At 52.2% G+C, this 26,699-nt stretch carries 23 protein-coding genes; 5 read left to right on the top strand and 18 right to left on the bottom strand.

The features are described 5' to 3' along the window. Positions 1-27 precede the first annotated feature (27 nt). Positions 28-387, bottom strand: coding sequence for an NUDIX hydrolase (locus CTZ24_RS22090; RefSeq protein WP_208725660.1), 360 nt, complete (start codon positions 385-387; stop codon positions 28-30). Continuing rightward, a complete protein-coding gene (locus CTZ24_RS22095) occupies positions 381-980 on the bottom strand; it encodes an NUDIX domain-containing protein (RefSeq protein ID WP_208725661.1) in 600 nt (199 codons plus the stop codon). The genes CTZ24_RS22090 and CTZ24_RS22095 overlap by 7 nt, the downstream gene beginning before the upstream one ends. A gap of 82 nt (positions 981-1,062) precedes the next feature. On the opposite strand from CTZ24_RS22095, the gene CTZ24_RS22100 reads away from it, so the two are divergent. Continuing rightward, on the top strand, positions 1,063-1,812 hold the full coding sequence (locus tag CTZ24_RS22100; RefSeq protein ID WP_208725662.1) for a DeoR/GlpR family DNA-binding transcription regulator: 750 nt from the start codon (positions 1,063-1,065) through the stop codon (positions 1,810-1,812). On the opposite strand, the gene CTZ24_RS22105 is transcribed toward CTZ24_RS22100, so the two are convergent. After that, complete coding sequence (locus CTZ24_RS22105) at positions 1,799-2,746, bottom strand: bifunctional helix-turn-helix transcriptional regulator/GNAT family N-acetyltransferase (protein ID WP_208725663.1); 948 nt, start codon at positions 2,744-2,746, stop codon at positions 1,799-1,801. The genes CTZ24_RS22100 and CTZ24_RS22105 overlap by 14 nt on opposite strands. Before the next feature lie 128 nt (positions 2,747-2,874). Here CTZ24_RS22105 and CTZ24_RS22110 point away from each other — a divergent pair, with 128 nt between their 5' ends. Next, positions 2,875-3,636: a dimethylarginine dimethylaminohydrolase family protein gene (locus CTZ24_RS22110; RefSeq protein WP_208725664.1), complete on the top strand. Its 762-nt coding sequence runs from the start codon at positions 2,875-2,877 to the stop codon at positions 3,634-3,636. A 22-nt stretch (positions 3,637-3,658) separates the two neighbouring features. On the opposite strand, the gene CTZ24_RS22115 is transcribed toward CTZ24_RS22110, so the two are convergent. From CTZ24_RS22115 to CTZ24_RS22175, 13 genes are all read right to left on the bottom strand, one after another. Then, positions 3,659-4,453 carry an anti-sigma factor family protein gene (locus CTZ24_RS22115; protein WP_208725665.1) on the bottom strand — a complete coding sequence of 265 codons (795 nt, stop codon included), beginning with the start codon at positions 4,451-4,453 and terminating at the stop codon, positions 3,659-3,661. Continuing rightward, on the bottom strand, positions 4,450-4,980 hold the full coding sequence (locus CTZ24_RS22120; RefSeq protein WP_208725666.1) for a sigma-70 family RNA polymerase sigma factor: 531 nt from the start codon (positions 4,978-4,980) through the stop codon (positions 4,450-4,452). Before CTZ24_RS22120 ends, CTZ24_RS22115 begins: the two co-directional genes overlap by 4 nt. Positions 4,981-4,992: 12 nt before the next feature. Further along, positions 4,993-5,529: a tetratricopeptide repeat protein gene (locus tag CTZ24_RS22125; RefSeq protein ID WP_208726594.1), complete on the bottom strand. Its 537-nt coding sequence runs from the start codon at positions 5,527-5,529 to the stop codon at positions 4,993-4,995. Positions 5,530-5,619: 90 nt separating this feature from the next. Then, positions 5,620-7,146, bottom strand: coding sequence for an alpha/beta hydrolase (locus CTZ24_RS22130; protein WP_208725667.1), 1,527 nt, complete (start codon positions 7,144-7,146; stop codon positions 5,620-5,622). Positions 7,147-7,161: 15 nt separating this feature from the next. Further along, positions 7,162-7,719: a lipid IV(A) palmitoyltransferase PagP gene (gene pagP / locus CTZ24_RS22135; protein WP_208725668.1), complete on the bottom strand. Its 558-nt coding sequence runs from the start codon at positions 7,717-7,719 to the stop codon at positions 7,162-7,164. A 102-nt stretch (positions 7,720-7,821) separates the two neighbouring features. After that, the gene (locus CTZ24_RS22140; RefSeq protein WP_208725671.1) at positions 7,822-7,968 is read right to left on the bottom strand and encodes a hypothetical protein; all 147 of its coding nucleotides are present in this window, start codon (positions 7,966-7,968) and stop codon (positions 7,822-7,824) included. 186 nt (positions 7,969-8,154) lie between these two features. Beyond that, entirely contained in the window at positions 8,155-9,480 is a 1,326-nt protein-coding gene (locus CTZ24_RS22145; RefSeq protein WP_208725674.1) for a cytochrome c, read from the bottom strand. After that, complete coding sequence (locus tag CTZ24_RS22150) at positions 9,473-11,077, bottom strand: GMC family oxidoreductase (RefSeq protein ID WP_208725676.1); 1,605 nt, start codon at positions 11,075-11,077, stop codon at positions 9,473-9,475. Before CTZ24_RS22150 ends, CTZ24_RS22145 begins: the two co-directional genes overlap by 8 nt. A 21-nt stretch (positions 11,078-11,098) precedes the next feature. Continuing rightward, complete coding sequence (locus CTZ24_RS22155; RefSeq protein WP_208725679.1) at positions 11,099-11,602, bottom strand: sugar dehydrogenase complex small subunit; 504 nt, start codon at positions 11,600-11,602, stop codon at positions 11,099-11,101. 22 nt (positions 11,603-11,624) lie between these two features. Next, the gene (locus tag CTZ24_RS22160) at positions 11,625-13,010 is read right to left on the bottom strand and encodes a c-type cytochrome (RefSeq protein WP_208725681.1); all 1,386 of its coding nucleotides are present in this window, start codon (positions 13,008-13,010) and stop codon (positions 11,625-11,627) included. After that, entirely contained in the window at positions 13,010-14,638 is a 1,629-nt protein-coding gene (locus CTZ24_RS22165; RefSeq protein WP_208725683.1) for a GMC family oxidoreductase, read from the bottom strand. Before CTZ24_RS22165 ends, CTZ24_RS22160 begins: the two co-directional genes overlap by 1 nt. A 19-nt stretch (positions 14,639-14,657) precedes the next feature. Further along, entirely contained in the window at positions 14,658-15,197 is a 540-nt protein-coding gene (locus tag CTZ24_RS22170; protein WP_208725685.1) for a sugar dehydrogenase complex small subunit, read from the bottom strand. A 326-nt stretch (positions 15,198-15,523) separates the two neighbouring features. After that, positions 15,524-16,267, bottom strand: a complete 744-nt coding sequence (locus tag CTZ24_RS22175; RefSeq protein WP_208725686.1) for a 2-phosphosulfolactate phosphatase — start codon at positions 16,265-16,267, stop codon at positions 15,524-15,526. A 154-nt stretch (positions 16,268-16,421) separates the two neighbouring features. On the opposite strand from CTZ24_RS22175, the gene CTZ24_RS22180 reads away from it, so the two are divergent. Further along, positions 16,422-20,114 (top strand): protein kinase family protein, encoded by a 3,693-nt coding sequence (locus tag CTZ24_RS22180; protein ID WP_208725688.1) that lies wholly within the window; start codon positions 16,422-16,424, stop codon positions 20,112-20,114. A gap of 43 nt (positions 20,115-20,157) precedes the next feature. Here the strand turns inward: CTZ24_RS22180 and CTZ24_RS22185 are convergent, their stop codons facing one another. Further along, on the bottom strand, positions 20,158-21,246 hold the full coding sequence (locus tag CTZ24_RS22185) for a YncE family protein (protein WP_208725691.1): 1,089 nt from the start codon (positions 21,244-21,246) through the stop codon (positions 20,158-20,160). Positions 21,247-21,690: 444 nt separating this feature from the next. On the opposite strand from CTZ24_RS22185, the gene fhuE reads away from it, so the two are divergent. Further along, positions 21,691-23,892, top strand: a complete 2,202-nt coding sequence (gene fhuE, locus CTZ24_RS22190; RefSeq protein WP_208725693.1) for a ferric-rhodotorulic acid/ferric-coprogen receptor FhuE — start codon at positions 21,691-21,693, stop codon at positions 23,890-23,892. 41 nt (positions 23,893-23,933) lie between these two features. On the opposite strand, the gene CTZ24_RS22195 is transcribed toward fhuE, so the two are convergent. After that, positions 23,934-24,200: a YdgH/BhsA/McbA-like domain containing protein gene (locus tag CTZ24_RS22195; RefSeq protein ID WP_208725696.1), complete on the bottom strand. Its 267-nt coding sequence runs from the start codon at positions 24,198-24,200 to the stop codon at positions 23,934-23,936. 360 nt (positions 24,201-24,560) lie between these two features. Between CTZ24_RS22195 and CTZ24_RS22200 the strand changes: the two genes are divergently transcribed. Further along, positions 24,561-26,534 carry an alkyl/aryl-sulfatase gene (locus CTZ24_RS22200; RefSeq protein ID WP_208725703.1) on the top strand — a complete coding sequence of 658 codons (1,974 nt, stop codon included), beginning with the start codon at positions 24,561-24,563 and terminating at the stop codon, positions 26,532-26,534. Positions 26,535-26,699 lie beyond the last annotated feature (165 nt).

Genomic DNA, 26,699 nt, shown 5'->3' on the forward strand with positions numbered 1-26,699 from the left:
ACCCTTCGTTTCTGTGTGTCTGGATAATTAAACCTGAATAGTGGGGATAGAATCGACATGGGTAAAGATAGTCAAGCCCGCCTCCCGCCCAATCCGCACATCATTATCCGCTCCCGCCGATGCACCAGGCAGACGCAGAATCGCCTCGCAGCAATGAATTAAGCGATGGGCGACCGGATAAAGAAATTGTTGGCTGATTTCATCACCGATCGATTCCGACCCTGCCATTTGCGCCAGCGGCAATGCCAGCCACTCGCCGATCACCGGTGTATGTCCCTTGTGATACACCGCCAGTGCAACCTGTTCCATTTTGCGCAGGTTAGCGTGAATCAGTGCCTGATCGCCATTTGTGCCACTGCGCACCGGTCCCGCCAGTAAAATCAGCATGACGTTTTCTCCGCTTGCAGGCGCAACGCCAGATGTTGCAACAGCATGATGGTTTTGGCATCCATCATTTCACCCGTTTCAATCGCCTTAAGTGCGAGAGTAAGCGGCCATTCCAGAACTTCTATATCCTCGCCTTCTTCGGCTAGTCCGCCTCCCTGGCCGTTACGGTCCTGTTCCTGATATTCCGCGAGAAAGAAATAGAGTTTTTCCGTTACCGAACCCGGACTCATAAAGGCTTCGAACACTTTTTCGATACGTTGAATGCGAAAGCCGGTTTCTTCCTGGGCTTCAGCAATAATACGTTCTTCGGGTGACGCATCGTCCAACAGGCCTGCGGCCGCCTCAATCAGAAAACCGTCGTGACCGTTGAGATAAATCGGTAAACGGAACTGACGGGTCAGCACGACACTGTTTTTTTCACGGTTGAATAACAACACCACCGCCCCGTTACCGCGATCGTAGGCTTCCCGGCTTTGTTCCTGCCAACAGCCATCGGCGCGTAAAAACTCGAAAGTGTATTTTTTCAACGTATACCAATTATCCGAGAGCAGTTGTTCTCTGATATGCCTGACACGCGATGATGTTTCTTTCATGATGTATTCCTGTTGAAGATGACATTTTTTACGCTAGCATGCATAATCGTGCACATACAAGCACAATCAGGAAAAAAGGCGCATGTTATCAAGTCAGCGTAAACAGCAAATTCTTGACATTCTGAGTCAGGAAAAACAGGTGCAATCCAGTGAACTGAGCCAACGCTTTGCCGTATCGGAAGACTCTATCCGTCGTGATCTCAGAGAGCTGGCAGCAGAAGGTTTGTTGCAGCGGGTACATGGCGGAGCCTTGCCCGTCTCAGCGGCGATTGCGCCGTTCGAAACACGCAAAAACGTGCAGATAAGTTCAAAGCAACAGATTGCACGGAAAGCGGTGCAGCTAATTCAGCCGGGCCAGGTGGTGATTATTGATGGCGGCACCACAACGGCAGAGATGATCAAACTGCTGCCAGCGGATCTTGCCTTTACCGCAGTTACACACAGCCCAAGTATTGCGATGGGGTTGCTGAATTACCCACAGGTGGAGGTCATCATTATTGGCGGTCGCCTGTTTCGGCACTCCATTGTTACCGTCGGTGCAGCGATGCTGGAGTCAATTGCCCGCATTAACGCAGACCTGTTTTTTATGGGCGTCACAGGCGTACATAAAACTGCCGGTCTGACAACCGGCGATTATGAAGAGGCTGGAGTGAAACGTGCACTGGCCGCCAGGGCTGCTGATACTGTCGTGATGGTTTCGCAAGAAAAGATGAATTCGGCTTCGGCCTTCGCGATTGGCGATCTCTCCCTCGCCAGTACGCTGATCGTGGACCAACCGCTGGAGGCTGACATGGCACAGCTGTTGGCAAAAAAGCACGTTACCGTGCTTTAGCCAGACGCGTAAACTGCTGTTCCTGCAAGCTTTGCCCCCACTGGTCGCCCTGCCATTCGTTTGTCAGGGTGAAACCAAAGGATTCATACAGCCGACGGGCGGCATCCAGGCCACGGAAGGTCCAGAGTTGAACCGCAGCAAACGCCTGCTCATCACAAAATATCATGGCAGCATTGAGCAACTGACGCCCCACTCCCGCGCCACGGCAGCCATCGTCGAGGATAAACCAGCGCAAATGCGCCTCGTTGTTACCTAAATCTTCACCATCTATCGCCACTGAACCGACAATACGGCCCTGCTGACTGGCGACCCAGATTTGATTACGCGGTGAGGTCAGGCGAGCGGTAAACTCAGCCAGACCACTGGCGACTTTGCCCTCAAAAAAATGACCAAACCCGTGTTGCCGCGCGTAGTAGCTGCCGTGCATTTCTGCGATCCGGCCAATCAAGCCAGGCTGATAACCGGTGGTAATGACGATCTCCGGCGTGGTGGGTAGATGATCGCGGCGCGCCTGTAATGCCTGCGCGTACGCGGATAGCCCCTGGGCGACCGCCTGCTGCTGCTCCCGATTTAATTGCACCAACGCCTGTTCCACCTGCGCGCTGGCGTAAACATTGATTCTGGCGACACTGGCCTTGCCCTGTTCAGTCAACACCAGTTGCTTCACCCTGGCGTCCTGATCAGAAGGCAACTCGGCCAGCTCACCGGCGTTGATCAATTTCCCCAACATCCGACTGACCGTGGATTTCTCCAGACCAAGGATGTGTACCAGCTGGGCGGCCGTGATTGCATGGTGGTTGGCGACTTCGAGCAAGGTATGCACCGCCGAAGCGGAATAGTTGGTCGCCGCCAGTGTGGTTTGCATAAAGCCCAGTTCGCGCACCATCAGGCGTGATGCGGCACGAATGGTCTGAATAAGGGTGGTCTCTGTCATGTTAATCAACGTCGGTTAAATAAGGTTGTATGATACAACCATTATACGGACCGCGTTGTCAAGTTGTCTTTAGCCAGTTGAAAAGGATAGATTTGTGGTCAGACACCCCACGACTTAAGGATAAACAGATGGTTTTTACGCAAATTATTGCTCGACTCCCGGCTGAAAACTGCGCGGCGGGCCTGACCACCGCCTCTCTGGGCGCACCGGACGCTGAACTCACCCGCCGTCAGTTCTGGGATTATCTCAACGCCATGTTAACGCTCAGATTGAAGGTGACGCTGTTACCCGCCGAAGCGGATTTTCCCGATGCACATTTTGTTGAAGATACCGCCGTGGTGATCCCGGAACTGGCGGTGATCACCCATCCTGGTGCCGCCGCCCGCGCGGGTGAAGTCGAGTCGATGAAAGCGGTGCTGAAGGATTTTCGCCCACTGAAGATGATGAGTGACAAAGGCACGCTGGAAGGTGGCGACGTCATGCTGATCGATAAGGCGTTTTATATCGGGCTGACCACACGGACCAATGAGGCCGGGATCCGCGAATTTGCCAGTCTGGTGGAACCTTATGGTTACAGTGTCACTTCTGTTGAGGTGGATGAGGGATTGCATCTGAAGTCAGCGATAAACTATGTCGGAAAAAACACGCTGATTTCCACAGAAAAATTTGCGCGCCTGCCGCAATTTGCGCAATACAATCATCTGGTTATTCCCGACGACGAAATGTACGCCGGAAATACCCTGCTGATCAATGATACGCTGATTACCCCAACCGGTTATCCGGCAACGCTGGCGCAGTTGCGTACCCTAAATATGCCCATCATCGCGCTGGATACCAGTGAAATTCGCAAGATGGATGGCGGATTGACCTGCCTGTCGCTGCGTTTTTAAACCCGCGCGATACATCGCGCCGTTACAGGATATGGCTTAACCTTGTGGCAGTGCGCATCAACTGCGCACTGGGACTACGGCCAATCAGGACAAACTGGTATCCCGCATTACGCCACCAGACCAGATTCATCCCGTGGCGTTTTTCTTCGGTCAGCGCGCTGGTTTGCGCCTGCTCCTCGCGTGAAATGCATAACGCCATCGGGCCATAATCGTTGTGATTCCACGCGATTTGAGAAATCAACGCATCGTCATAACGCAGCATCCTGACGCTTTTCAATTCCGCTTCCGGCAAGGTTAACTGCGCCAGCGTCAGATGGATGTCGAGGTCGCGCGCGGTGCGCGCCAGCGAGTGCTGCAACATCTGCGGTGAGTTATCGACATCCGCCAGGGTTTCCGGGCTGTAGAGCGACATATATTGTGCCTCCAGTTCGCGGATAACGGCACTTTCATCCGGTTTTACCCGTGGGCGAGCCAGATAGCCGACACCCGTCCCAACCAGCAGAAACCCGAGCGACGCAGCAATCAAGGCACGACGACTGACCTGCGCAGTGGGCGACCCTGGGATGGGGGGCGTCTGTGCCAGCAAGCCAGCCAACTGCTGCTGCATACGCGGTTCCGGGGCCTGTGCCAGCATTAAACCAAACGCCTCGGCAAACGGTTGATTGCTTTTCATCAGTTCCGCCGTACGGGCGGAGAGTTCAGGATTGCGCTTCAGTTCTTTTTCAAATGCCTGCGCATCATCCGGTCGCATTTCGCCATCGAGCCAGGCCACGATCGCTTCATCAGGATAAGGAAAACTAAATCGGATCGCAGTCACAGCCGTTTCTCCTGGGTCGATGACCGACCATTAACCGCGTTTGCTAACGTGGCGCGCGCCGCAGCCAGACGGCTCATAATGGTCCCGACGGGCACCGCCAACGTTTCCGCCGCTTCCTGATAAGTAAAACCCTCGACATACACCAGAAACACCGCGTTGCGTTGCGCTTCCGGTAACTGACCGACACGCTGCATCACCTGCACAAACTGCATACGTTCCTCATCATGTTGCTGATGATCCGGCGCTATCAACTCGTCACTGGCGACAAATCCCTGCCCTATGCGCACCCGCCGGGCGCGCAGTTCATTGATCCACACCGAATGCAACACGCTAAACAGCCAGCGGTCGATGCGCGTTCCCGGCGTAAATTGGGCGCTGCGCTCCAGCGCCCGCACGCAGGTGGATTGCACCAGCTCTTCGGCCACGTCGCGGTTCCGCGATAACACCATCGCGTACCGCCACAAACGGACCAAATGCGCCGCAAGCTGCTGACGAACCTCAGAGCTGGTGATTTTTCGCTCCTCCACGCAGCGGAAACATCACGATTCCGGATGCCCTTCAATGGCGGCTTGCAGATCGCGATACTCCTCGCAGCTCACGCCACACAGGGTTTTGATAATGGACAGTTGTTCCTTCGCCAGATCCGGTCGGCCTTTGGTCATCCAGGCTTCCCCCAGATACTCACGCACTTTGGCGTAGTGCGGGTCGAGGGCGATGGAACGTTGATAGTAACTCATCCCTTCGTCGGTACGTCCCAGCTTACGCGTGGCGTAACCACGATAATTCCAGGCCTCTTTGGTGTTGGGATTTTTCAGCGTATCCAGCAGGTTGATTGCCGCCTGATACTCCCCCTTTTTCGCCAGATGGTAAGCGTAATTGGTTTTGTCTTCATCGCTCAGCGAGCTGGTTTTATCCGGTACACAGCTTTTGGATTTGCTGTCCCACACCTGGCCTTTCGGGCAATCTGGCGTTTTGCTTTCGCTGCTATCGTCCCCGGCAGCCAGCGCGGCAGGGAGATGTAGCGCCATCAGCAAAGCAGGCAGGATTAACCAGCGAACCCTGTTGTTCGTTTTCATCATGTATCCTCACGAAATGGCATCGAAGTGACCTTGTCAGAGAGTAAACAGCGCAGCCGCCATTTCTATTCGGAACATTTTTGCTTTTTTTTACTGCTCGCCAAAACAGGTTGCGATATCAGGCTGGTGACTACAGGCAATATGGTGGTTAATTCGCGCCATCATATAGTCAAAAAACGGATTCGAATTGGCGCGCATCAAGGTATCCAGCCCGACGCTCAGCGTATTGCTCTCACCACGTAATGAAATCGCGCCCAGGCTGATGCCAAATTGGTTCTTCTCCGCAGGTTGCAGCCCGTACAACGAATCCGTCAGCGGGAATGGCACCGCCACATGAGACAAGGAGTACATCCCAGGCGGCCAGGCGATATGCAGCGGCTGCACCGTTTCCGTCCGTTGATTGGCCGGCGTGTTGCGCGCCACCGTGTCGGCGGTGGCGGGTGTCGCATTGGTGATCACCGTTGTCGCATAGGGACGCGGTGCAGGCGGTAACAGGTTGCTGACGGCGTTGTTCAAATCGGGGCGTAATAAGGCGCGCAGTTCAGCGGCCTGATTAATATCGAAAATCACCAACTGATTGCCGCGACTTTGCAGATGACGGTACAACGATGCCACCACCGCGCGGGTGCTGACGGTGGAATCCATCACTGACTGGAAGGTTAATACCGGCGCCAGGCTAGCCAGCCCCTGATGGTGTGATTGCAACAAAATTTGTTGTTGTAGCGCCTGCGTCAGCAGCCACGACTGGCGCGCCGCTTTGACCGGAAACGAGTTGTATTTATAGGGGTTAAACTCCGGCATCACATTCAGCCAGGCCGCTTTGGCAAAAGCCGGTAACACCGAAGGCAGGCCCGCCAGGCCAGCAAAACGGGCGAAGGTCGTTACACCAATCATGGGCGACAGCAGTACAATCTGTTGCGGCTGGCGCAGCGCTGGATCGTTGAGCGCATCCAGCGCATACTTCATTGCCAGCGCTCCGCCGTTGGAATATCCCACCAGGTGCAGCGGCACCGCTTTACCGGCACGCCTTGTCGCTTCGCGCACCGCCAGTCGGGTCACCGCCAGCCACTGCTCCCAGTTGACGCGGGTTAACGCGCCCGGTGCCGTGCCATGCCCCGGCAAACGTGGCACCACCGCCACGAATCCTTGTTGACGATAATCTTCTGCCAGATAGCGCATGCTGTAGGGGGAGTCGGTCAGACCGTGCAGCAGAACCACCGCGCCGCGCGGCGTGCTTTGCGGCATCAGAATAAATGAACGATTCCAGTCTGGTTGAAAGCGCGCCGGATAAACCAGGCTTTGTGCGTAGTAGCGATTGAGCGGTGTTTTTTCTGCATCGTCCAGGGTGTTGGTAATGTCGCGTTGCATCTCGGCGAAAATCGCCGCTTCCCGCGCCTGATAATCGGCGAAAGTGGCGTGGTCGATCTCTTTTTCGTTCATCTCATCCGCTGACCAGGTATGCCAGCTTTGAAGCGGTGCACCACGTTCAGACTGATAAATACGCGCAATCAGGAAAATGACGGCGATGATCACAATGCCCGCCAGGATAAGTTTCAGCAACGAGATCAGAGTTGGCCCTGGCCGGTTCAGCCACTGTTGCACGCGCGACATCGCCATATAATTTCCCGTGATTTAAAAACCGATACGTAGCCACGCGAACAGCACATTGCCGTTGTTGTAGGTGCCGGGGATATAGGTAAATTGCACGGTTGCGCGCTTATAACCCGCCGAGAACAGCGGCAGCACAATCGGCAGCGGCACGTAATTCGCAAAGTCGTCACGCGCGGTGATACCCGCCGTCAGACCAAGCCCGAGGCGAAAATCATGCGCATTATCGAGATACCAACCTTTTTCCCACCCGTAACCGACAATCGGCTGCCACATATTATGCGAGTCTTTAAACATCATGGCGTAGAGCGCGCTCCAATTACCCTCGTCATTATAACGGGAGACACCGAAACCACCGCCCCACGGCGTTTCGTTATAGTTATCGGTTTTTTCTTTGTCGTAGGCGAAACGGGCATGCCAGGCGATAAACGGTAGATAGAGATCGTAATTTTGCGGTTGTTCCCAGGTCTGGGAAATATCATTGGTTAACCAGTTCCATCCGTTGCTGAGGGTGCCTTCAGCCTGAACGGGGGCCACAGAGAAAAACAGAACCACATACAAAGCCGCCAGAAAACTTCGCATGGTTTATCCTTAAGAAACATTTAAATAGAGCTTAAAGTCTGGGAAGTTTCTGAAGGATTTGCAAATACAGAAGCAGGAAATATTGTCACTGGTCAGGTTGTGTTAATTTTTTTCCATTAATTCGCGCACCGTCGAGATAAATTGCGGCCAGTGGCGGAAACGAATCGCGGGCATATTGGCATGGCGATGTGATTTGAGCGACTGAACAAATGCCGCCGCCTGAGCTGCGACTTCATGATTATTATGCATATGATTCCCCTCTGATTGACGCGATATTTTTGCCGTTGTGGCATCGTGTGACCTGATATGAGGGAGAATAAATCTGTCGCGTGGTGAGTAACAGCGGGGGCTTTTGCTGAAAGCATTCAAAATATTTGAAGAGGTGCACCCGGCATAGCGGCGCGATTGCTCGCGCCCCCTGCCGGGTGCGTGCTGTTAATGCACGCGTTTTCTGCGCCACCACCACAACACCAGCACGATCACCACCCCTGCCAGCGCCATACCCGCTCGCGCCATCCACATTAAGGGGGATGTGGCTCCACCCGCCCGCAGGGTTTTCACTCGATCGGCGCTGATCTGCACCTGACTGTGCCCGATATCCTGCATCACGTAATTGGTGATATCGGCAATCTGCGCGTCACTGAGCGACGCGGCAAAACCGATCATCCCCTGATCTTTTTCCGGCCAGACACCCTGCAACACCGCCATTGCTACGTTATCTGCCGTTGGCTTATTCAGCACCGGATGATTTTGCAGCGCGGGCAGACCATTTAATCCCTGACCCGCGAGGTTATGACAGGCGGCGCAGTTGCTACGATACAGGACGGCACCACTGCTGAGGCTGGCCTGTGGCGTGTCATCGCCCTGCACCGCCGTCAGGCCCGGTTTCGCCGCGCTCGCCTGGGTTGCCGCCTCTGCCGGCAGCAGATAAGTGGCGATCGCCTGGCGATCTTCCGGCGTCATGCGTGAGAAGCTTTTATCGATCGCTTCCAGCATCGGTCCACCCGCCGTCGCGCCATTGCTGGCATGGCCGGTCGCCAGGTAGTCAGCCAGCATCTCACGCGTCCAGTGCGGTTTGCCCTGCAACGTGGCGGCGGTGATATCCGGCGCGAACCAGGTACCCAGCGAAGCCCCCTGAAGATTTTTTGCCGACTGCTCCGCCATCAGGAAATTACGCGGCGTGTGGCAGGTGCTGCAATGGGTTAACCCCTGTACCAGATAAGCACCACGATTCCACTCGTCCGATTGCGTGGCGTCAGGCTGGAAGGGCTGTTTGTCGAGGAACAGCCAGTTCCACGCCGCCATACTGAAACGCAGATTGAACGGGAATGGCAACGCGGTTTTCTGCGGCTGCTCATCCACCGGCTGCACGCCGTGCATAAAATACGCGTACAACGCCGCCACATCTTCATCGCTCAGTTTCGCATAGGCGGTGTATGGCATCGCCGGATAGAGCTGGCTGCCGTCACCGCGTATCCCCTGACGCAACGCGGCCGCAAACTGCGCTTCGCTGTAATTCCCAATCCCGGCGGTTTTCGACGGCGTGATATTGGTGCTGAAGATAGTGCCCAACGGGCTGGCGATGGCATGCCCGCCGCTAAACGGCGCTTTACCTTCCTCGCTGTGGCAGGCGCCGCAGTCACCGGCAATCGCCAGATATTCGCCACGTTTGATCTGCGCCTGTTGATCGGCAGCCTGAGCCTGAACTGCGACCACAGCCAGCACACCCGCAGCCAGCCATGCTTTCCATTGCTTAGCCATGTTGCGTCTCCTGCAAAATTTTATCGGCGGTGCGCAGCGCCAGCGCCATCGCAGTCAGTGTCACGTTACAGGTGCCGACCGTGGGCATCACGCCGGTGCCAACCATAAACAGGTTGTGATGATCGTGCGCGCGTCCCCAGGCATCGGTGACGCTGGTCGCCGGATCGATCCCCATCGACAGCGTGCCGGTGATATGTTGACGGTTGGAAAATTTGCCGCTTTTGCTGTGTTTGATGTTGGTCGCCCCCAGCTTTGCCGCGATGGCGTCATAGCACGCGCGGGTTTTTTCTATCCCCTTCAACTCATAATCGCTGACATTCCAGTACAGCGCCGGTGTCGGCAAGCCAAGCGCATCTTTGTTGCTGCTCAACGTGACACGGTTATCTGGATCGGGAAGCTGCTCCATCGCATTTTTGATACTCAGGCGACGCGCCGCGCGAAAACGGATCTCCTCCTGCAATTTCTTACCGAAGAAGCCTTCCGCCAGCACTTCTTTGGTCACTGCCGCGACCTGGGAGGCGTTGGAGATATCGATACGGAATGGCGCATGTTCGCGACGGAAATCGCCATCGCGATACTGACCGATGGAGCACGGGCTGACCGGCCCACGGCCAGGCCAGATTTCTTCATCCACATCAAAGGTGACACCAATGGCCGGGTGATCACACAGGTTGCGCCCCACGTTATCGCGCGCGTTAGCAATTCCCTGTGGAAACCTGTCGCTGGCCGACATCAGCAGCAGCTTTGGCGTTTCAATGGCGTTGGCTGCCAGCACGAAAGTTTCTGCGGTTACGCGATGGCTGACCTTATTCCAGTCGTAGTAGTTGGCGGCGACAATCTTGCCCTGTGCATCATGCTCCAGTTGATACACCACCGCTTCGGTGATCACCTGCACGCCGCTGTCCTGTGCCTGTTGTGCCGCCAGACCGCCGTGATACTGCGCATCAATCGGGCACACGGGCATACAGTTGTTATTACCGCAGCAGGCGGGACGGCCATCATAGCTGTGGCTGTTACGCCCGGTGCTGTCATCCAGTACGGTAAAATCCGGTGCCAGCCGCGCAGTGACGCGCTGTTGCAGCCAGGAGGCCGGTACGCGTTCCATCGGGTAAGGTTTGCTGCGCGGAGAGCCGTTATCGGGTGATCCACCCACTCCGGCAATGACTTCCGCTTCATAGTAGTAAGGTTCCAGCTCGTCATAACCAAACGGCCAGTCCTTACCCACGCCATATTGCGTTTGCTGACGGAAATCGTTGGGAACAAAGCGCCATAACTGCGCTGCCCAGTGCCAACTGGTCCCGCCAAACATACGGATGTACTGAGCGGCAAACGGGTGCGGCCCCAGTTGATGCAGGTAATCATTCGGTTCCGGCGTGTAACGCGGCTGCGGTGCCAGCTCGGAAAACGGATATGGCGACATAAAATCGGATTTGAACGCCGAGGCGCGAAAACGCGCCACCAGCTCGTCACGACCCACTTTCGGACCCGATTCCAGCAACAGGACCGATTTACCCGCTTTTGCCAGTCGGGTTGCCAGCAGTGATCCATTGACGCCCGCGCCAATCACCACCACATCGGCAGAATTTTTATTATTCATTAACGACATTGCTCTTAAAAATCAGGGCTGTTGCGCCCAGCTGCCACATTTGCCATACGAGAAACTCGGTGGCACCAGTTTGTCATTCACCAGTTGGTTGGCGAGCGTATTTACGTAAGTGACGTACAGCGCATGTTTGCCTTTGCCGACCACGCCGTTGTACCAACCAGCGAGAATCACTTGCGCCAGTTTCTCGCTGGCCGCATCACTGGCGGCAAAGGTCAGTTGCTCCTGTTGCAGCAGCTCCGGCTGGCTTTGCAGCAAGGCTTTAAGCTGCGTCAGTCCGGCCATGAAATTCTGTTGGGTTTGATTCAGGGCAATCAGCAACGCATGAGCAACGGCGCTGTTGAGGTTCTCCTGCTGCGTCAGCCATTGAGAAACCTGAATAAAATCCGCCTGCGCGGATGCATTGGCCAGCGATTGCGCGGCATTGAGACGCGGGAGCGGCAACAGATGACCTGCGGCGCTGGTGATGACCACCAGGCCGGCCATCTTCAGCACACGACGGCGTGAGTAGAGCTTCATACTATTTTCCAGTGGTAAGGGGTTAACGTTTACGACGCCATAACAGCCAAATCAGCACGATGATCGCGGCCAGCACAGCGCCAGCAACCCCGAACTGTGCCAGCAGTACCAGCGGCGACGAAGGACCGCCAGCGCGGATTTCAGCCACCTGCTCAGGTGACACCGTCACGCCTTGATTGCCGTAGCGATGCAGAATCCAGTTCGACAAGGTGGCGACTTGTTGATCATTCAGGTGGTTAAGTGCGTTCGGTTGTGCACCAAAGGGCGGCATAAACACGTTGCCCTGCGCGGTATCACGCTCGACACCGAACAGAATAGTCGCAATAAGATTAGAAGAATTACGCTCTGCCGTGGCGCTGTTATGGAACAGGCTGGGATAGAAACCATCTTTGGTACCCTGCCCACTGCTGCCGTGGCAGGAGGCGCAGTTACCCGAGAAAAGCCGTGCTCCCTCATCACTGACCGGTTGCGTAAAAGCCTGCCCCCGGAAGGCGACAAGGTTGTTGCCGGGCGTTCCCTGGGTGAATCGCGCAGGGCCGGAAGCGAAGGCGGTATGATCCGGCACGCTCTGCATATACTCGGCGATCGCCGTCAGATCGGCATCCGACAGATGCTGGAAGCTGTGGGTAATGGCTTCCGCCATGCTACCCGCCGCCTGCGCCTTGCCAGCCAGACGACCTGTTCGCAGGTATGTCACCAATTCTTGCTGCGACCACTGGCCAATGCCACTGACCGGATTAGCGGTAATGTTCGGTGCATACCACGAACCCACCTGTGCACCGGTAAAGGCATCAGCGGTTTTCTCCTGCATCAGGAAACCACGCGGGGTATGGCAGGTGCTACAGTGCGCCGCCCCTTCCACCAGGTAACGCCCCCGGTTCCAGCTGGCGGTTTGTGCGGCGTCCGGCTGATAACCTGGCGCTTTCAGGAACAACGCATTCCAGAACATCATGGAAAACCGCAGGTTCAGCGGGAACGGCAGATGCGTCTGTGCCGTGGGGTGATCGACCGCCTGCACGCCCGACATAAAATACGCATACAGCGCATGAATATCGTCGTCAGTCAGCGTGGCATACGCGGTGTAAGGCATCGCCGGATAGAGATGTGCACCGTCAGCGCGGATGCCTTTACGCAGCGCATCGGCAAACTGTTGCTCGCTGTAATCGCCGATCCCGTCAGTTTTCGACGGCGTGATATTGGTGGCGATGATAGCGCCAACCGGCGAAGCAATGGCCTTGCCCCCGGCAAAAGGCTGTGTACTTGATGCGGTATGGCAGGCGGTACAGTCGGCAGCCACCGCCAGATATTCACCTTTCTTGATCAGCGCATCATCACTGGCGGCATGGGCTGCGCCACAGCCGAGTGCCAGCATCAACGCCAGCGCATTGAGTTTGAACTTCAGCATCATCACGCCTCCTGTGCCTGTTTGACGATGGCATCAGCGGCCCTGAACGCCAGCGCCACCATAGTCAGGGTGCTGTTGCCGCAGGCGGTGCTCGCCATTGCCCCGCCGCCCGGCAGGAACAGGTTGTGGTGATCGTGTGCACGACAGACGTTATCCACCACCGAATTGGCCGGGTCGTTGCCCATAATGGTGCCGCCCATGATGTGTTTGCTCTGGTTGAACTGTTTGGAAAACTTCTTATCGATAGCGCCCATCGCCTCCGCGATACGGTCGGCAATCGGCTTTGAGTAGTCGTTATAGGAACGACGGACGTAGTCACCAACGTCGTAATGAATTGCCGGTTTCGGCAAGCCGAGCCAGTCCTTTTTGTCGGAAAGCGTCAGACGGTTGTTGGCATCCGGCAGGATCTCATGCGCCAGCACAATGTCGGCGGTGCAGGCGGTCATGCGGCGGATCTCTTCATCCAGCGCTTTGCCCACCAGCCCTTTCTGTAACGCGCCAAAGGTGACAAAACGGTTGCGGGCAAAGTTGTTGAAGCGGAAATAGGCTCCGGCGTGCTCGGAACGGAAATCGCCCTGCGAGGTTTCCATAATGCCGCTGTTCACTACCGGCCCCACGCCCGCCCAGTAAGGTTCGTCCAGCGTCACCGTCATGGTGATTTGCGGGTGATCCATCATGTTGCGTCCGACCTGATCCGAACTGTTGGCAATACCGTGCGGGTTGCGGGCATCTGCCGACATCAGCAGCAGTTTGGGCGTCTCCAGCCCGTTACAGGCGATGATAAACAGCTTGCCGCTGACGCGATGGGTTTGCTTGTGCTGGTCATAGTAATGCACCGCTTCGATGTGGTTTTTTGCGTTGGTTTCAATGCGCCACACCACGGCGTTCGAGAGAATGGTTGCGCCTTTGGCTTCCAGCCGCGACAACGCGGTGGCGCCATCATATTTGGCCCCAACCGGACACACCGGCACGCAGTTATTATTGGCGCAGCAGGCTGGACGATCATCGTATGAGGTGCCGCTGTTACGTGCCTGCGCCGTCGGGATGTTATGCAGGCCCAGCTTCTCACGCACCACGTCAGTAAAACGCGCTTCGCCTGGTCCAAACGGCAGCGCTGGCATCGGATAGGGTTTTGAGCGCTTTGGCGGCCATTGCAGCGCCGGATCGTCCGGGCCACAGATCCCCAGTTTGTACTCGGCGCGCACGTAGTAAGGTTCGAGCGTGTCGTAGTCGAAGGCCCAGTCGCGGCCCACGCCATAACGACTGTGTAGCTGCATATCCGCAGGCGTAAGACGCCAGCAGGTACCCGCCCAATGCCAGGTTGAACCACCGGCATAACGCACATAACTTTGCGCATAGGAATCATTACCGCTGAGTTGCAGATAGCCTTTGCCTGCACCCGCCGGTTCCGGGTGCGGCGCCCATTCGCGCGAGGGATAACACTCTATTGGGTTACCTTTGGCTGCCAGCGGCAGATTACGGTAGTTCTCCACGATCTCGGCACGCGAGACGCGCGGACCGGCTTCCAGCATCAGGACCGGAATACCGGCGTCCAGCAGTTGCTCTGCGATCACCACACCGACCACGCCGGTACCGACGATCACCACAGGTGACTGATTTGGGGCTGCCATAATTGTCTTCTTATCAGATTCAGAATTGCGGTACGGGAAGGACCGGGGTGTTAGCACGCTGCCAGTTGTTCGGACCACTGATGCCGTAAGACGGAATGGTGATCACATCCAGCGTGGTATGCCAGGTGAGTGCCTGTTCATAGGCGAAGGTTTTGGCCGATCGCGTGGGGGCAAGGCTGCCGGTGTACCAGCCAAAGATGATTTTGTGGGCCAGATCCTGCAACGCGCCCTGCGGGATTGCCGGGAAGAAATCTTCTACTTTGAAGGCATTGTGCGCACGGGCGATGGTCAGCAATTGCTTGATGTTATCCGGCAGCCCCTGCTCTTCGCTTTCCAGCAGCGCCAGCATGCGTTGCCCCACTGCGTCATCCAGTTGATGGTTTACCAGCAGGCGGGAAATTTGCATAAAAGGAACAAAACTTTTTGACGGCTGCGCCATCGCAAATGACGGCAGCGCGGAGGTGACCAGGCCACCGGCAATGATCACCGCGCCAGAAAGCAGCACTTTCCGGCGTGAGAGTTGGATCTTCCCGACGGAAAGATCGTCTGACTGCAACATGTTGTTTCCCTGACTTTTTCACATTACTCAACACCCCCGCCAGTGCGGAGGCGAAAGACATCATGATTCGCTGTTATTGATTTGCTTCGAATATTAACAATCACACAACGCAACATTAATTAAATGACTCATAATTGCGCTAGTTATTAATATATTAAATGAAAGTTAAACAAATTCCATACGAGATGAACTTTTTGCGTCAGAGATGAGCGGTATTGGTCAGAAAGTGGGCTCGTAGCCTAACAAACCGTTGCAGGCGTAGCGGCGCGATTTATCGCGCACTTGTTGTCATGTTGCGACGTAAAGACGCGCGATAAATCGCGCCGCTACGGGACTGGCTGAGGGATAAAAAAGTTGTCAATCAGTTGGCAGGCAACCTGGCTCTTATCCTGTGCCAGACAGAGGTCAACATCTGTGGCAAAGCCTCTTTCAATCAACTCCAGTGCCGATGAGCATTGGCGTAGAGCAGCAAAATCATGCTGCCGCGCAGATTGATACGCCGCCAGCGACATTTCCGCTTCCGGTGAACGACAACGTTCACCCAAGGCCGCAATAATGCCACCCGCCGCGACATAATCTTCAATCGCCGGACGTAAACTGCCATCTGGCCAGCGTTCACCACAGGGGATGAGCAGGATCGAGTGAAAATGCCGACAGGCATTGGCCGTGGCCTGGCAATTGCGCAGCCCGGCGCTAAACACCTTTACCCCCTTCTCTCGTGCCTTGAATGCGACAGTTGAGCCATTGGGCGATGGCAGCACCAGCCTTGAGCCAGAAGGTATTTTTAACAACGATGCGGGAGATAAGGTAAATGTGTGCTCAGAGAAACGACGATCAACACTGGCGGCTTGCGCGCCAATTTCAGCGGCATAGCGTTGAGCAGACTCATCCTTCCACGGCCACGGGGCAATCAAAGCCCCCTGATCATTCGCCAGGCTAACACAAGTGGAGAACGACATGACATCAACGATAATGACGCATTCTGCATGTTGCGCCAGGTATTCAGCAGCAAGGCTTCCCCATTCAAGGCGAATATCGAAGTTTTGCTGAGAGAAATAGTGTTGCGGCATTACCTTTACCCTCCGTCAATGAACGCCATCATAATTTTTTTCTTATTCAGAAATCAAATGTCGTGTTTCATATAAAAATCAGTTTTTTTTAATAATTCTTTTTTTGTACATGTTCAAAATGAATCATTTAGGATCAAGAGTTCGAAACATAACTATGCTTAATTCTGTAAATACCCTCAGCACCTCTGCCTCTCACACACCGCAAGATGCTGCTACTTCAGGCTTACCGGTTACCGCACTTCATAATACCTCTATTCGCCCTTCGACCTCTGGCATCACAAACAATGTTAACGGTTCGAAAAGAGGTGAGATGTTACACCGACTGTTGAAATATAGTTCCAGTGATATTCAGGAAATCATTAAATGTCTGAAAGCGTGGTTTGCTGAAAGCCCCGAACAACCAGGCAATGTTTTGTTGCTAATTATTGATATCTTTGTCAGCAGAGGTTCGAATCATCTTTCTCATTTTGAAGCCTTGCTTTTCTCTCTCGACAAAGAAAAACCGGAAACGGGATCGTTATCTTTTTATCTGAAGCCTGCCATAGAGGCGGTTTTTGAACAGTTACACCCCAAATACAAACAAGGGTTATTATCCACCTTTATTAAAGACAAAAACACCCTGGAGAGAACACGTTACCCGCAGATCATAGCCTTTATGGATAACCATGAAGAACACCTTAGACGGATTTTTAACGCACGCAACGAAAAATCGCTGGCACTGGAACTCATAGGGCAACAATTATTTCCCTCCTGTCAACACTGGGGGATTCAAACTGGAATATTTAATTACAAGGCCGGATTGCCGATTGAAACCTATTACCTGACAGGTGAAAGACACCGATGTTTTGAAGCCACATTATTTGATATAAAAAAGTCTATATCACATGAAGATCTCGGTTCGATCGTTACCCCTTTTCAGACTTTGTACGCAGACGACGAGAGAATAACTGTCGCCGGACTGAACCTCCCCGACAACAACGGAATATCACGCACCGTTATCATTACGCTGATGGAAACAGATGGACTTACCACACTGCGAGAATGGTGTGAAAAAGAGAACAACCGGATTAAGCGCGGCTTCCCTTCAGCCGTTGTTACCTATGTCAATAAAAAGAATATTTTTATCAAAATCCTGGCAGCAGTCGCTGAATTTCGTCAGAAACTTCGCCTCACACCTGAATTAAAAACAGAATCATATGGTTATCTTAATCTTGATAATATCATGTTAAGGACATGCGACCTTAACATCCATCTAAATCCCACACCAATAATCTGGCAGTTACTTCAGCGTCTAAAATTGACAGTAAATAATGATGTGGCAGTTAGCCATCTTAGTTCAATCGGCATGTTGAGTATAACGTGCCTTTCCCCTGAGGTCAGGAGAGGAAAGTTTACCGCCAGAACTGACGTATATAACATGGGAGTTATATGGGAAAAAATATTTGATGTAAACATCAATGTCTGTGACTTTCCCTATTGCGAAGAAATAACATCCTGCCTTGATTCCCTCCCCAAACGCCGCCCGGAATTTTCAACAGTTATAAACAGGTTACTATCGCCTTACATTACTGATTTAACCCATTTAGCAACGCAGGTTACCGATAAAAAAGACCATGACATCTTGTATAGCTATGCCGCCCAGCAATACAGGAACCCTGGCGCGCCAGATTTGAACCTGGCAGACATGCTTGATGCAACGGCGATGTACTTAGCCAATACCAGTCACAAGAATTTTTGCACCGACATGATGAAAACCTGGCCGCAATCTTGTGTTCCGATGCAGGACATTAATCAGATTCAAATCAATAGTAAGAATATGAATGCCAGGCATATTGCACATTTCCCCCGTGATAGTTTTGCGTCAGGAGGGTTCCGTTTTATGAATTGTAATTTGGCGGGTGCCATTGGCAACGTGGTGACAACATTGACTGATTGCAGCATCAGTTACCCGAACACCAGGCATTCTGCTGAAATATCCGGTTTTTTTTCAGATTTTCAGATGCAGAACCTACAGCTTGACGGCTCATCAACTCAGCCAATCAGAGTCGCCCCTGCGCTTTTCAAGCATGTCAATGCCAGTAAAAACACCTGGCGCGGCGTCGATTTTATTCTTCCTACTAATGATGTTATGTCAGATGTTTCCTTTAATCATTCCAACCTGGACTCTGTGCTTTTTTCCTCGTTACCCGCAGAGATTGTCAGAAAAAATAATTTCGGCATGATTGATAGTTCTTTACGCAACATGCGAAAATCCATGATGAATATTGAATTCAATCATATTACATCTGATCATCTGGTCTTCGCTGATATTGAATTTAAGAAAACCTTTTTTTATAAACCAAAATTTCAAGATTTTATCGCCATTCGTTGTGATTTTTCTGACGCCTATTTTGATGATGATTACGAGGCGGGCGATATAAAACTTAATAAGCAACAGTTTAACAATTGGGAGAGAATGTATAGTCGACAAGAGGGTGCGCAAGGAGATATCCCTGCGATGTTTGACAGTATTAATAATATTAAAGTTAAAAAAGATTTTGCTCAGCAAATGGTCCAGGCACTCATTGAACATTTTTTCGTCAATGGCAGAACCATTATCCCGTCGCCTGTGGCAAATGGGTTACTTCAGCATCTGACCCAACCAGACTATCAGGATGTCGAATGCATTCGTAATTTCTGCGATAATCTCATCTCAGTTATGTTGCATCCGTTGAGAGATCGTTTATTGTCAGATTACCCAGATCATTTCAGGTCTGTCTGTGCTGATTACCTGATGAAGCTTTCTGCAAAAAGCAATCATCGCCTTAAATATCAATTTCTGGCTTATCAATTGTATAAGCAGCATCCTGAACTCAAACAAAAATTCAGCATCGAAATACCACAGATACAGGCAGCAAGAGAATATATTTCTGGTACGCTTGGCATTGATGAACCGGATGATTTTCATTGGGTTTTCATCCATCCCCGCTGGCGTTCAGAAACCGGGGTGAATGGCTTTTATTTGTCGTCTGATGCTGTGCATTCATTGCAACATCATGACGCGTTTGATTACAGCCACATCATTCCGATTGGTGTTGATGAAGAGATGCGCGTTTTGTATCTTCCGGCAGAAAAAAGCCTCAATGATAGTATTTGTGCAAGATTTCCGTTTATGATTCGGCATTTTAAACTTGATAAGGAAACATATCATATTCTCGACGCACTCCTGAATATTGATAATCTTCCCATGACAGTAACGGAAACACTCACCAGCTCAGATATTCTCCGCCTTACAGTTATACATTCACATATCAACGCCCTGGTTCACCATAAACCAACAACAAAAATGGAACTTACGGCATTGGCGGATGAAATCCTGTTAAAAAAAGCATTACACTTATATTTTGATGTTGACGATAAAGATAACTCCCGTTTAAGGCGAGATACGCTTCTGGCAACTGCCTGTCAGCATCCAGCATTAAACATCGCGGGTGATAGATTGAGTGTTACCCAACAAAAGGCCATTTTATCCCTGAGTATCGCTGACTTCTTAATAAAACTCGCTTCAAACTATTATTGTGGTTCTGAATATTTATCACCTACCCCTTTCCGTGCGCTGGCTCATGCTTTTCTTGGCGATCTGCGTCATTTATGGCCTGAGTTGGTAGCCTCATTTGGCCTGGCACAATATAGGGAAGACGATCAATTAAAAACCAGAGGACGTGTTGAAGACTGGCAGGAGCGTCTTTTACCCACCAATAAAACCACTTTTCCTTGTGCAGCAATGGTTAGCAGTGATATTTCAGCAGCAATGAATGCCAGCGGGTTGGTCGATAATGTGATCTGGCGAAGAATTTCCCCGCTTTAGCATTTTGCAAAAGAGGGAGGCACTCAAGCCTCCCTTGGTAGATTTACTTCAGCGCAATCCGCGCCACGCTGTCTTTGCCCTGCGTGGAGTTGTCTTTATTAAACGCCTGCTTCAGAGAGACATACAACGTTTGACCATCAGCCGAAACCAGCAAACTGTTCGGGTTGGTATCGAATGACCAGCTGTTTTTCACTGCGTAGCTGGTGGCATCCAGTTGTAGTACTTTCTTCGACTCACGCTGAGAAATATAGATCTCATTGCGTTTGGCGTTGAATTTGATACCCAGCGCATCGCCCGGAATACGTTTGATCACTTTGCCGCTGTGTTCGTCGAATACCAGGGTGGTTTTGCCTTTGGAATCGTCTGTGACGAACAGACGACCGGTGGCCGGATCTTCGGCCATATTCAGGAACAGATATTCCTTGCCATCACCCGCTGTCCAGCGCTGCTCGATTTTATGCGTACGCGGATTAATCACCACAATCTCACCTGCGCCATTGGCAGCATAAACACGATCGGTCAGCGGCGAGTAAATGATCCCCGTTACCCACTTACCGGCATTCTTGATAGTGGTTTTCAGTTTGAAGGTTTTGGTATCCACCACCGAGATAAAGCCCGGATCCGCCACGCGGCCTACGTATAATTCATTGCCATGCAGCAACATTTCACGCGCGCCCGGCACATCACCCTCTTTATCCTTCTTGCCACCCAGCATCAGGCGCTCCAGCACCTTACCGCTTTGTGCATCCACTTTAGACACCCCGCCATCGAGCGAATTGGTGGTGTAGAACACGCGGCCTTCGCCCTCAATGGCCATACCGAAGTTCTTCAGATCAGTGTGGGTTTCACCCTGGGTCGCCAGGGTCACTGGATCGAGACGATAGATCATCCCGCCGTTCACGTCTTTAAAGCCCTGAGCGCTGGCGACATACAGCGCATTCACTGCTGGAGAATACGCCAGTTCATACAGACCGTCGCCCAGTACACGCTGAGTCAGTCGCGTATCCACGGGCTTCACTGCGGCGGCAGGCACTTCTGCTTTTTTGGCCGGAGCCTGGCATGCCGTCAGACTTAAGGCGGCGATGACTGCGGCGGCAATGGCGGCCTGACGCGGACTGAAAAACGATTTCATTCTGAACTCCATCAATGGATAAACGGATTCCGGCAGGCGGTAGCCATAACGGAAGGATCGTAGAAAGAATGAGAATCATACGTATTAACGAAAACTAAGCAAATGCGTGGCAAACAGCAGGTCACTACACCCCGTCTGATCTCAGCGCATACGCGATTTTTAGCGGGAATCGCCCGGTTTTAACGATGAATTCACGGTCAAAAAAGCGTAAACGTCCGCAACTAAAAGGTTTAATTTTTCTATATCCATATGATTTATATCACTTATATAAATACTTACACATTTGAATGAAACCTTTTTAGAATTTTTAAAGCAAATGATTATCATTGGCTTTCTCAATTTATGCGCTTCTTAGCGTTAAATGCCGCAGCATGACGTAAGCGGTGTAATAAAAATCAGAAGCGACACAACAGCAAACCACGTTATTTTTTGGCGGGAAATACTATGTCTTTGAATCGCAGGGAAACTTGTGCGGGATCTCGCGCACCTGGCATCCGTAAAACCTTTACCGTGTCATTACTGGCAATGGCGGTACACGCCCTTCTCAACCCCGCCCTGGCGGCGGATACCACCGCGACGCAGCAGGACCTGGTGGTGAATGCCAATACCGATAGCAACTCTACCGCGCAGGACAAGACAGATTACCAGGTGAAAACCACGCGTGCCGGAACCAAGTTGCTGTTGACGCCGCGCGATGTACCGCAGTCCGTAAGCGTGATTACCCAGCAGCGTATGCAGGATCAGCAGTTGCAAACCATTAGTGACGTGCTGAAAAATGCCACCGGGATTACCAGTAGCCAGGATGACAGCGAACGCGCTTACTACTATTCCCGCGGTTTTTTACTGACCAACTTCACCTATGATGGCATCCCCACTTCAATGGGGGATTCATGGAACTACGGTGACACTGCCTCGGATACCGCGATTTATGACCGCATCGAAATAGTACGTGGCGCGACCGGACTGATGACCGGCGCAGGTAGCCCGGCAGCCTCCGTCAACATGGTGCGCAAACACGCCGACAGTAAAGAGTTCACCGGGAATTTGACGGCCAGCTACGGAAGTTGGAACAAACAGCGCTATGTTGCTGATGTTTCTACTCCTTTAAATGAGTCGGGTTCGGTACGTGGTCGTGTCATTGCGGGTTATCAGAATCAGGACAGCTGGCTGGACCGTTATCGTAAAAACACCAAATTCCTCTATGGCACGATCGATGCCGATATCACCGATAACACCACTTTGTCGTTAGCTTATGACTATCAGGACGCGGATACTAAAAACCCCACCTGGGGTGGTAATCCGGTGTTTTACAGCAATGGTTCACTGACTCATTACGATCGCAGCCTGAACTCCTCGGCAGACTGGACTTATTACCACACCACCGTGCGGAAAGTGTATGCCGACCTGGTACATAATTTTGATAACGGCTGGTCTTTCCGCTTAAACGGTACCCATGCGGAAAATACCTTTAGCGACAAATTGCTGTACACCGGTTATCTGTCTTTGCCTGACCAGGATACTGGCGAAGGGGCCGACGGGTTCGGCAGTATGGACCGTGGCAAACGAGAGCTGACCTCGGTGGATGGCTATGCCAGCGGTCCGTTTGAACTCTTCGGACGCCAACACCAGCTTATGGCGGGTGTCAGTTACAGTCGCCAGCACAATAAAACCTACAGCAGTGATGGCGTCACCGATCAGGATGCTTACGATATCGCTACCGGTGATATTGGTGTGTTCAATAATCACTGGAATGGCAACATTGCGGAACCTGAATGGAGCGACTGGTATGAGAATGCTGACGATGTGATCCGTCAGAAATCCGTTTACACCGCCGCACGTTTCTCACTGGCTGACCCTCTGTCACTGATCCTCGGTGCCCGTTATACCCAATACAGTACCAACGGCAGCAGCGGTAATATGGATAAAAACAACATCACGCCGTATGCGGGTGTGGTGTATGACATCAACGATACCTGGTCAGCTTACGCCAGCTATACCTCCATCTTCCAACCGCAAACCTATCGCGACAGCAGCGGTCACTACCTGTCACCGGTTACCGGAAAAAGCTATGAAACGGGCCTGAAATCCGCCTGGTTTGATGGTCGCCTGACCGCGACGTTGGCGATCTTCCGCATTGAGCAAAATAACGTTGGTGAAGCCATCAATGGCGAGTACGTCAACAACAGCAGCGAACAGGCCTATAGCGCCACTAAAGGCGCTCGCAGCAAGGGTGCCGAGTTCGAGTTAAACGGCGCGATCACCGATAATCTGCAAATGACTTTTGGTGCAACACGCTATGTCGCGCGCGATTCGGAAGGCCGTTATAACCCGGATCAACCGCAAACTGACTTCAAGTTGTTTACCAGCTATCGCTTGCCGATGCTCCAGGACCTCACCATTGGTGGTGGTATCAACTGGCAGAATCGTGTGTTTGAAGATGACACCGCACCGGATGGCAGCACGCAACGCGTGTATCAGGGTAGCTATCCACTGGCTAACCTGTTTGCCCGCTATCAAGTCAGCAAGCAAGTGTCGGTGCAGGCGAACATCAATAACCTGTTCGATCGCACCTACTACACGTACATGAACAACTACGTCTACGGTGAACCGCGTAACGTCTCGGTCAGCGTGTCGTATCAGTTCTGATAATGAATGGCAGCGCCCTGCAATGACAGGGCGCTGTGGATTTATTTGTAAACCGTTGCCGTAGCACGGACTTTATCACCCTCATTACCTGATGTAATAACAAAATACTTACCACCCATCTCATCCGCTTTTTTAGATATTTCCTCCATCACCGCACGCGGAGAAGTATGCTCTTTGGTAGAACTTACCGTCCCGACTTTATGATATTTCTTCGCTTCTGCTTTGCTGATTTCCTTTGCCGCAAACGCCGAGCCACATATTAACGAAGCGGTGACGATCGCTATCACACTTACCATGATCTTTTTCATTATCACACCTCAAAGATGATTGAATTTTGGATGTTTATTGCAGCTCTTAAATTTTTAGACTGAGTTTGAAATAATGCAAATCGTCGATTTAAAATTCCAAAAAAAACAAATGGATAACCTAAAAAACAACATATCAATTATGTAATCATGCTTCCAAAGCACTTAAAATCGTCGCATAAAAAAAATTTAACGCTTCGCTTGATTGCTATAGATCTTCGGCTAGGGTTATTTCAAAACATCAATGAATTGACATACTTTAATTATATACCTACCAGATAATTCTCTACTTTTCTTTGGCCTTGATTTCACCAGGACCAGGCTTCGTTTAAATTATTTACACCACCCAGCCGAGGTCATTACATGAAACAAAAGCATCTGTACACTATGGTACTGGCTGCCTTACTAACCAGTTCATTTAATTCAATAGCGGCCGACAATAGCCAAAAAGAGGCGACCAGCGCGACGAAACAGACCAATGACGCCCTGTACGGCCAGTTACCTTTTTCCGATAACACCGATTTTAGTAATGCCCATAAGGGTTTCGTCGCCGCGCTACCGCAGGAAGTGATTAAAGGGACGTCGGGCAATGTTATCTGGGATCCCGGCCAATACGCTTTTATCAAGGAAGGCGAAAAATCGCCGGATACGGTTAATCCCAGCCTATGGCGACAATCACAACTGATTAATATCAGTGGGCTATTCAAAGTGACCGACGGTGTTTATCAGATCCGTAATCTGGATCTGTCAAACATGACCATCATTGAAGGTAAAAAAGGCATCACGGTGATTGATCCGTTGGTGTCGGCCGAAACCGCCAAAGTGGGGATGGATCTTTATTATAAAAATCGCGGCAAAAAACCGGTAGTTGCGGTGATTTATACCCACAGCCACGTTGACCATTACGGCGGCGTACGCGGTGTGATCAACGAAGCGGATGTGAAAGCGGGCAAAGTAAAAATCTACGCCCCGGCGGGCTTTATGGAAGCGGCGGTGGCAGAAAACATCATGGCGGGTAACGTGATGAGCCGCCGCGCCAGTTATATGTACGGTAACCTGCTGAAAGCTGACCCGAAGGGTCAGGTCGGCGCAGGATTAGGTACCACAACCTCAGCCGGTACGGTCACCCTGCTGGCACCCACCGATACCATCACCAAAACCGGTGAGAAGCACACCATCGATGGTCTGAACTACGAATTTATGATGGCACCGGGTTCAGAAGCGCCGTCAGAAATGCTGTGGTACGTCGAAGAGAAAAAAATGATCGAAGCGGCAGAGGATGTCACCCATACCCTGCACAACACCTACTCGCTACGCGGAGCAAAAATTCGTGAACCCCTGCCGTGGTCAAAATATATCAACGATGCCATCACCCGCTGGGGTGATAAAGCGCAGATCATTATCGCGCAGCACCATTGGCCGACCTGGGGCAATGACAACGTCAACCATCTGCTGAAATCCCAGCGTGATCTCTATCGCTACATCAACGACCAGACGCTGCGCATGGCGAACGAAGGTCTGACGCGCGATGAAATCGCCGCTAACTTCAAACTGCCTGATGGTCTGGCAAAAACCTGGGCTAACCGGGGCTATTACGGCTCGGTTAGCCACGATGTGAAAGCCACTTATGTCCTGTATCTGGGCTGGTTCGATGGCAACCCGGCCACCCTGGATGAACTGCCGCCTGAAGAAGCGGCGAAGAAGTTCGTTGAATATATGGGGGGTGCCGACAATATCCTGCAAAAAGCCAAAACCGACTTCGACCAGGGTAACTATCGTTGGGTTGCTCAGGTGGTGAGCAAAGTGGTGTTTGCCGACCCGGAAAACAAAGCGGCACGCGATCTGGAAGCCGATGCACTGGAGCAACTGGGCTATCAGGCTGAATCCGGCCCGTGGCGTAACTTCTATCTTACCGGTGCACAGGAACTGCGTAATGGCGTGGTGAAAGGACCGACACCAAACACCGCCAGCCCGGACACAGTAAAAGCGATGACACCTGAAATGTTCTTCGACTATCTGGCGGTACATATCAACGGTGAGAAAGCCGGTAACGCCAAAGCCCTGATCAATATTGACCTCGGTAAAGACGGTGGCAAATACAAGCTCGAACTGGAAAACGGCGTGTTAAACCATACCGCTAACGCCCAAGGGCAGAACCCGGATGCCACTCTCACCCTCAACCGTGACACGCTCAATAAAATCATCCTGAAGGAAGAAACCCTGAAACAGGCGGAGGATAAAGGGGAAGTCAAACTCAGCGGTGATGGTGCCAAAATCGATGAACTGCTGGGCTACATGGATAAGTTTGAGTTCTGGTTCAACATTGTGACGCCTTAACGGCTTTTCGAGCTTCCCCTGATAAGGTAGCCCGATTTGATTCTGTTTTGTTTAATACCTACCTGACTTAGTAAACACTTGTAATATAATGCTATTTCTAAGGGTGTAAACAATGAAAAGCTCCTGTAAAAGCGTTGGTGCTCTAGTTCTTGCAGCCAGTTCGAT

It is taken from the genome of Pantoea phytobeneficialis (assembly GCF_009728735.1).
Taxonomy (GTDB): Bacteria; Pseudomonadota; Gammaproteobacteria; order Enterobacterales; family Enterobacteriaceae; genus Pantoea; species Pantoea phytobeneficialis.

Bases quoted from the DNA above. Each gene is read 5' to 3' on its own strand.
- pagP (WP_208725668.1), bottom strand. From the start codon at position 7,719: ATGCGAAGTTTTCTGGCGGCTTTGTATGTGGTTCTGTTTTTCTCTGTG.
- CTZ24_RS22195 (WP_208725696.1), bottom strand. From the start codon at position 24,200: ATGAAAAAGATCATGGTAAGTGTGATAGCGATCGTCACCGCTTCGTTA.
- CTZ24_RS22200 (WP_208725703.1), top strand. From the start codon at position 24,561: ATGAAACAAAAGCATCTGTACACTATGGTACTGGCTGCCTTACTAACC.
- CTZ24_RS22105 (WP_208725663.1), bottom strand. From the start codon at position 2,746: ATGACAGAGACCACCCTTATTCAGACCATTCGTGCCGCATCACGCCTG.
- fhuE (WP_208725693.1), top strand. From the start codon at position 21,691: ATGTCTTTGAATCGCAGGGAAACTTGTGCGGGATCTCGCGCACCTGGC.
- CTZ24_RS22185 (WP_208725691.1), bottom strand. From the start codon at position 21,246: ATGAAATCGTTTTTCAGTCCGCGTCAGGCCGCCATTGCCGCCGCAGTC.
- CTZ24_RS22140 (WP_208725671.1), bottom strand. From the start codon at position 7,968: ATGCATAATAATCATGAAGTCGCAGCTCAGGCGGCGGCATTTGTTCAG.
- CTZ24_RS22180 (WP_208725688.1), top strand. From the start codon at position 16,422: ATGCTTAATTCTGTAAATACCCTCAGCACCTCTGCCTCTCACACACCG.
- CTZ24_RS22125 (WP_208726594.1), bottom strand. From the start codon at position 5,529: ATGAAAACGAACAACAGGGTTCGCTGGTTAATCCTGCCTGCTTTGCTG.
- CTZ24_RS22100 (WP_208725662.1), top strand. From the start codon at position 1,063: ATGTTATCAAGTCAGCGTAAACAGCAAATTCTTGACATTCTGAGTCAG.
- CTZ24_RS22170 (WP_208725685.1), bottom strand. From the start codon at position 15,197: ATGTTGCAGTCAGACGATCTTTCCGTCGGGAAGATCCAACTCTCACGC.
- CTZ24_RS22130 (WP_208725667.1), bottom strand. From the start codon at position 7,146: ATGGCGATGTCGCGCGTGCAACAGTGGCTGAACCGGCCAGGGCCAACT.
- CTZ24_RS22150 (WP_208725676.1), bottom strand. From the start codon at position 11,077: ATGAATAATAAAAATTCTGCCGATGTGGTGGTGATTGGCGCGGGCGTC.
- CTZ24_RS22160 (WP_208725681.1), bottom strand. From the start codon at position 13,010: ATGATGCTGAAGTTCAAACTCAATGCGCTGGCGTTGATGCTGGCACTC.
- CTZ24_RS22090 (WP_208725660.1), bottom strand. From the start codon at position 387: ATGCTGATTTTACTGGCGGGACCGGTGCGCAGTGGCACAAATGGCGAT.
- CTZ24_RS22145 (WP_208725674.1), bottom strand. From the start codon at position 9,480: ATGGCTAAGCAATGGAAAGCATGGCTGGCTGCGGGTGTGCTGGCTGTG.
- CTZ24_RS22165 (WP_208725683.1), bottom strand. From the start codon at position 14,638: ATGGCAGCCCCAAATCAGTCACCTGTGGTGATCGTCGGTACCGGCGTG.
- CTZ24_RS22110 (WP_208725664.1), top strand. From the start codon at position 2,875: ATGGTTTTTACGCAAATTATTGCTCGACTCCCGGCTGAAAACTGCGCG.
- CTZ24_RS22155 (WP_208725679.1), bottom strand. From the start codon at position 11,602: ATGAAGCTCTACTCACGCCGTCGTGTGCTGAAGATGGCCGGCCTGGTG.
- CTZ24_RS22175 (WP_208725686.1), bottom strand. From the start codon at position 16,267: ATGCCGCAACACTATTTCTCTCAGCAAAACTTCGATATTCGCCTTGAA.
- CTZ24_RS22095 (WP_208725661.1), bottom strand. From the start codon at position 980: ATGAAAGAAACATCATCGCGTGTCAGGCATATCAGAGAACAACTGCTC.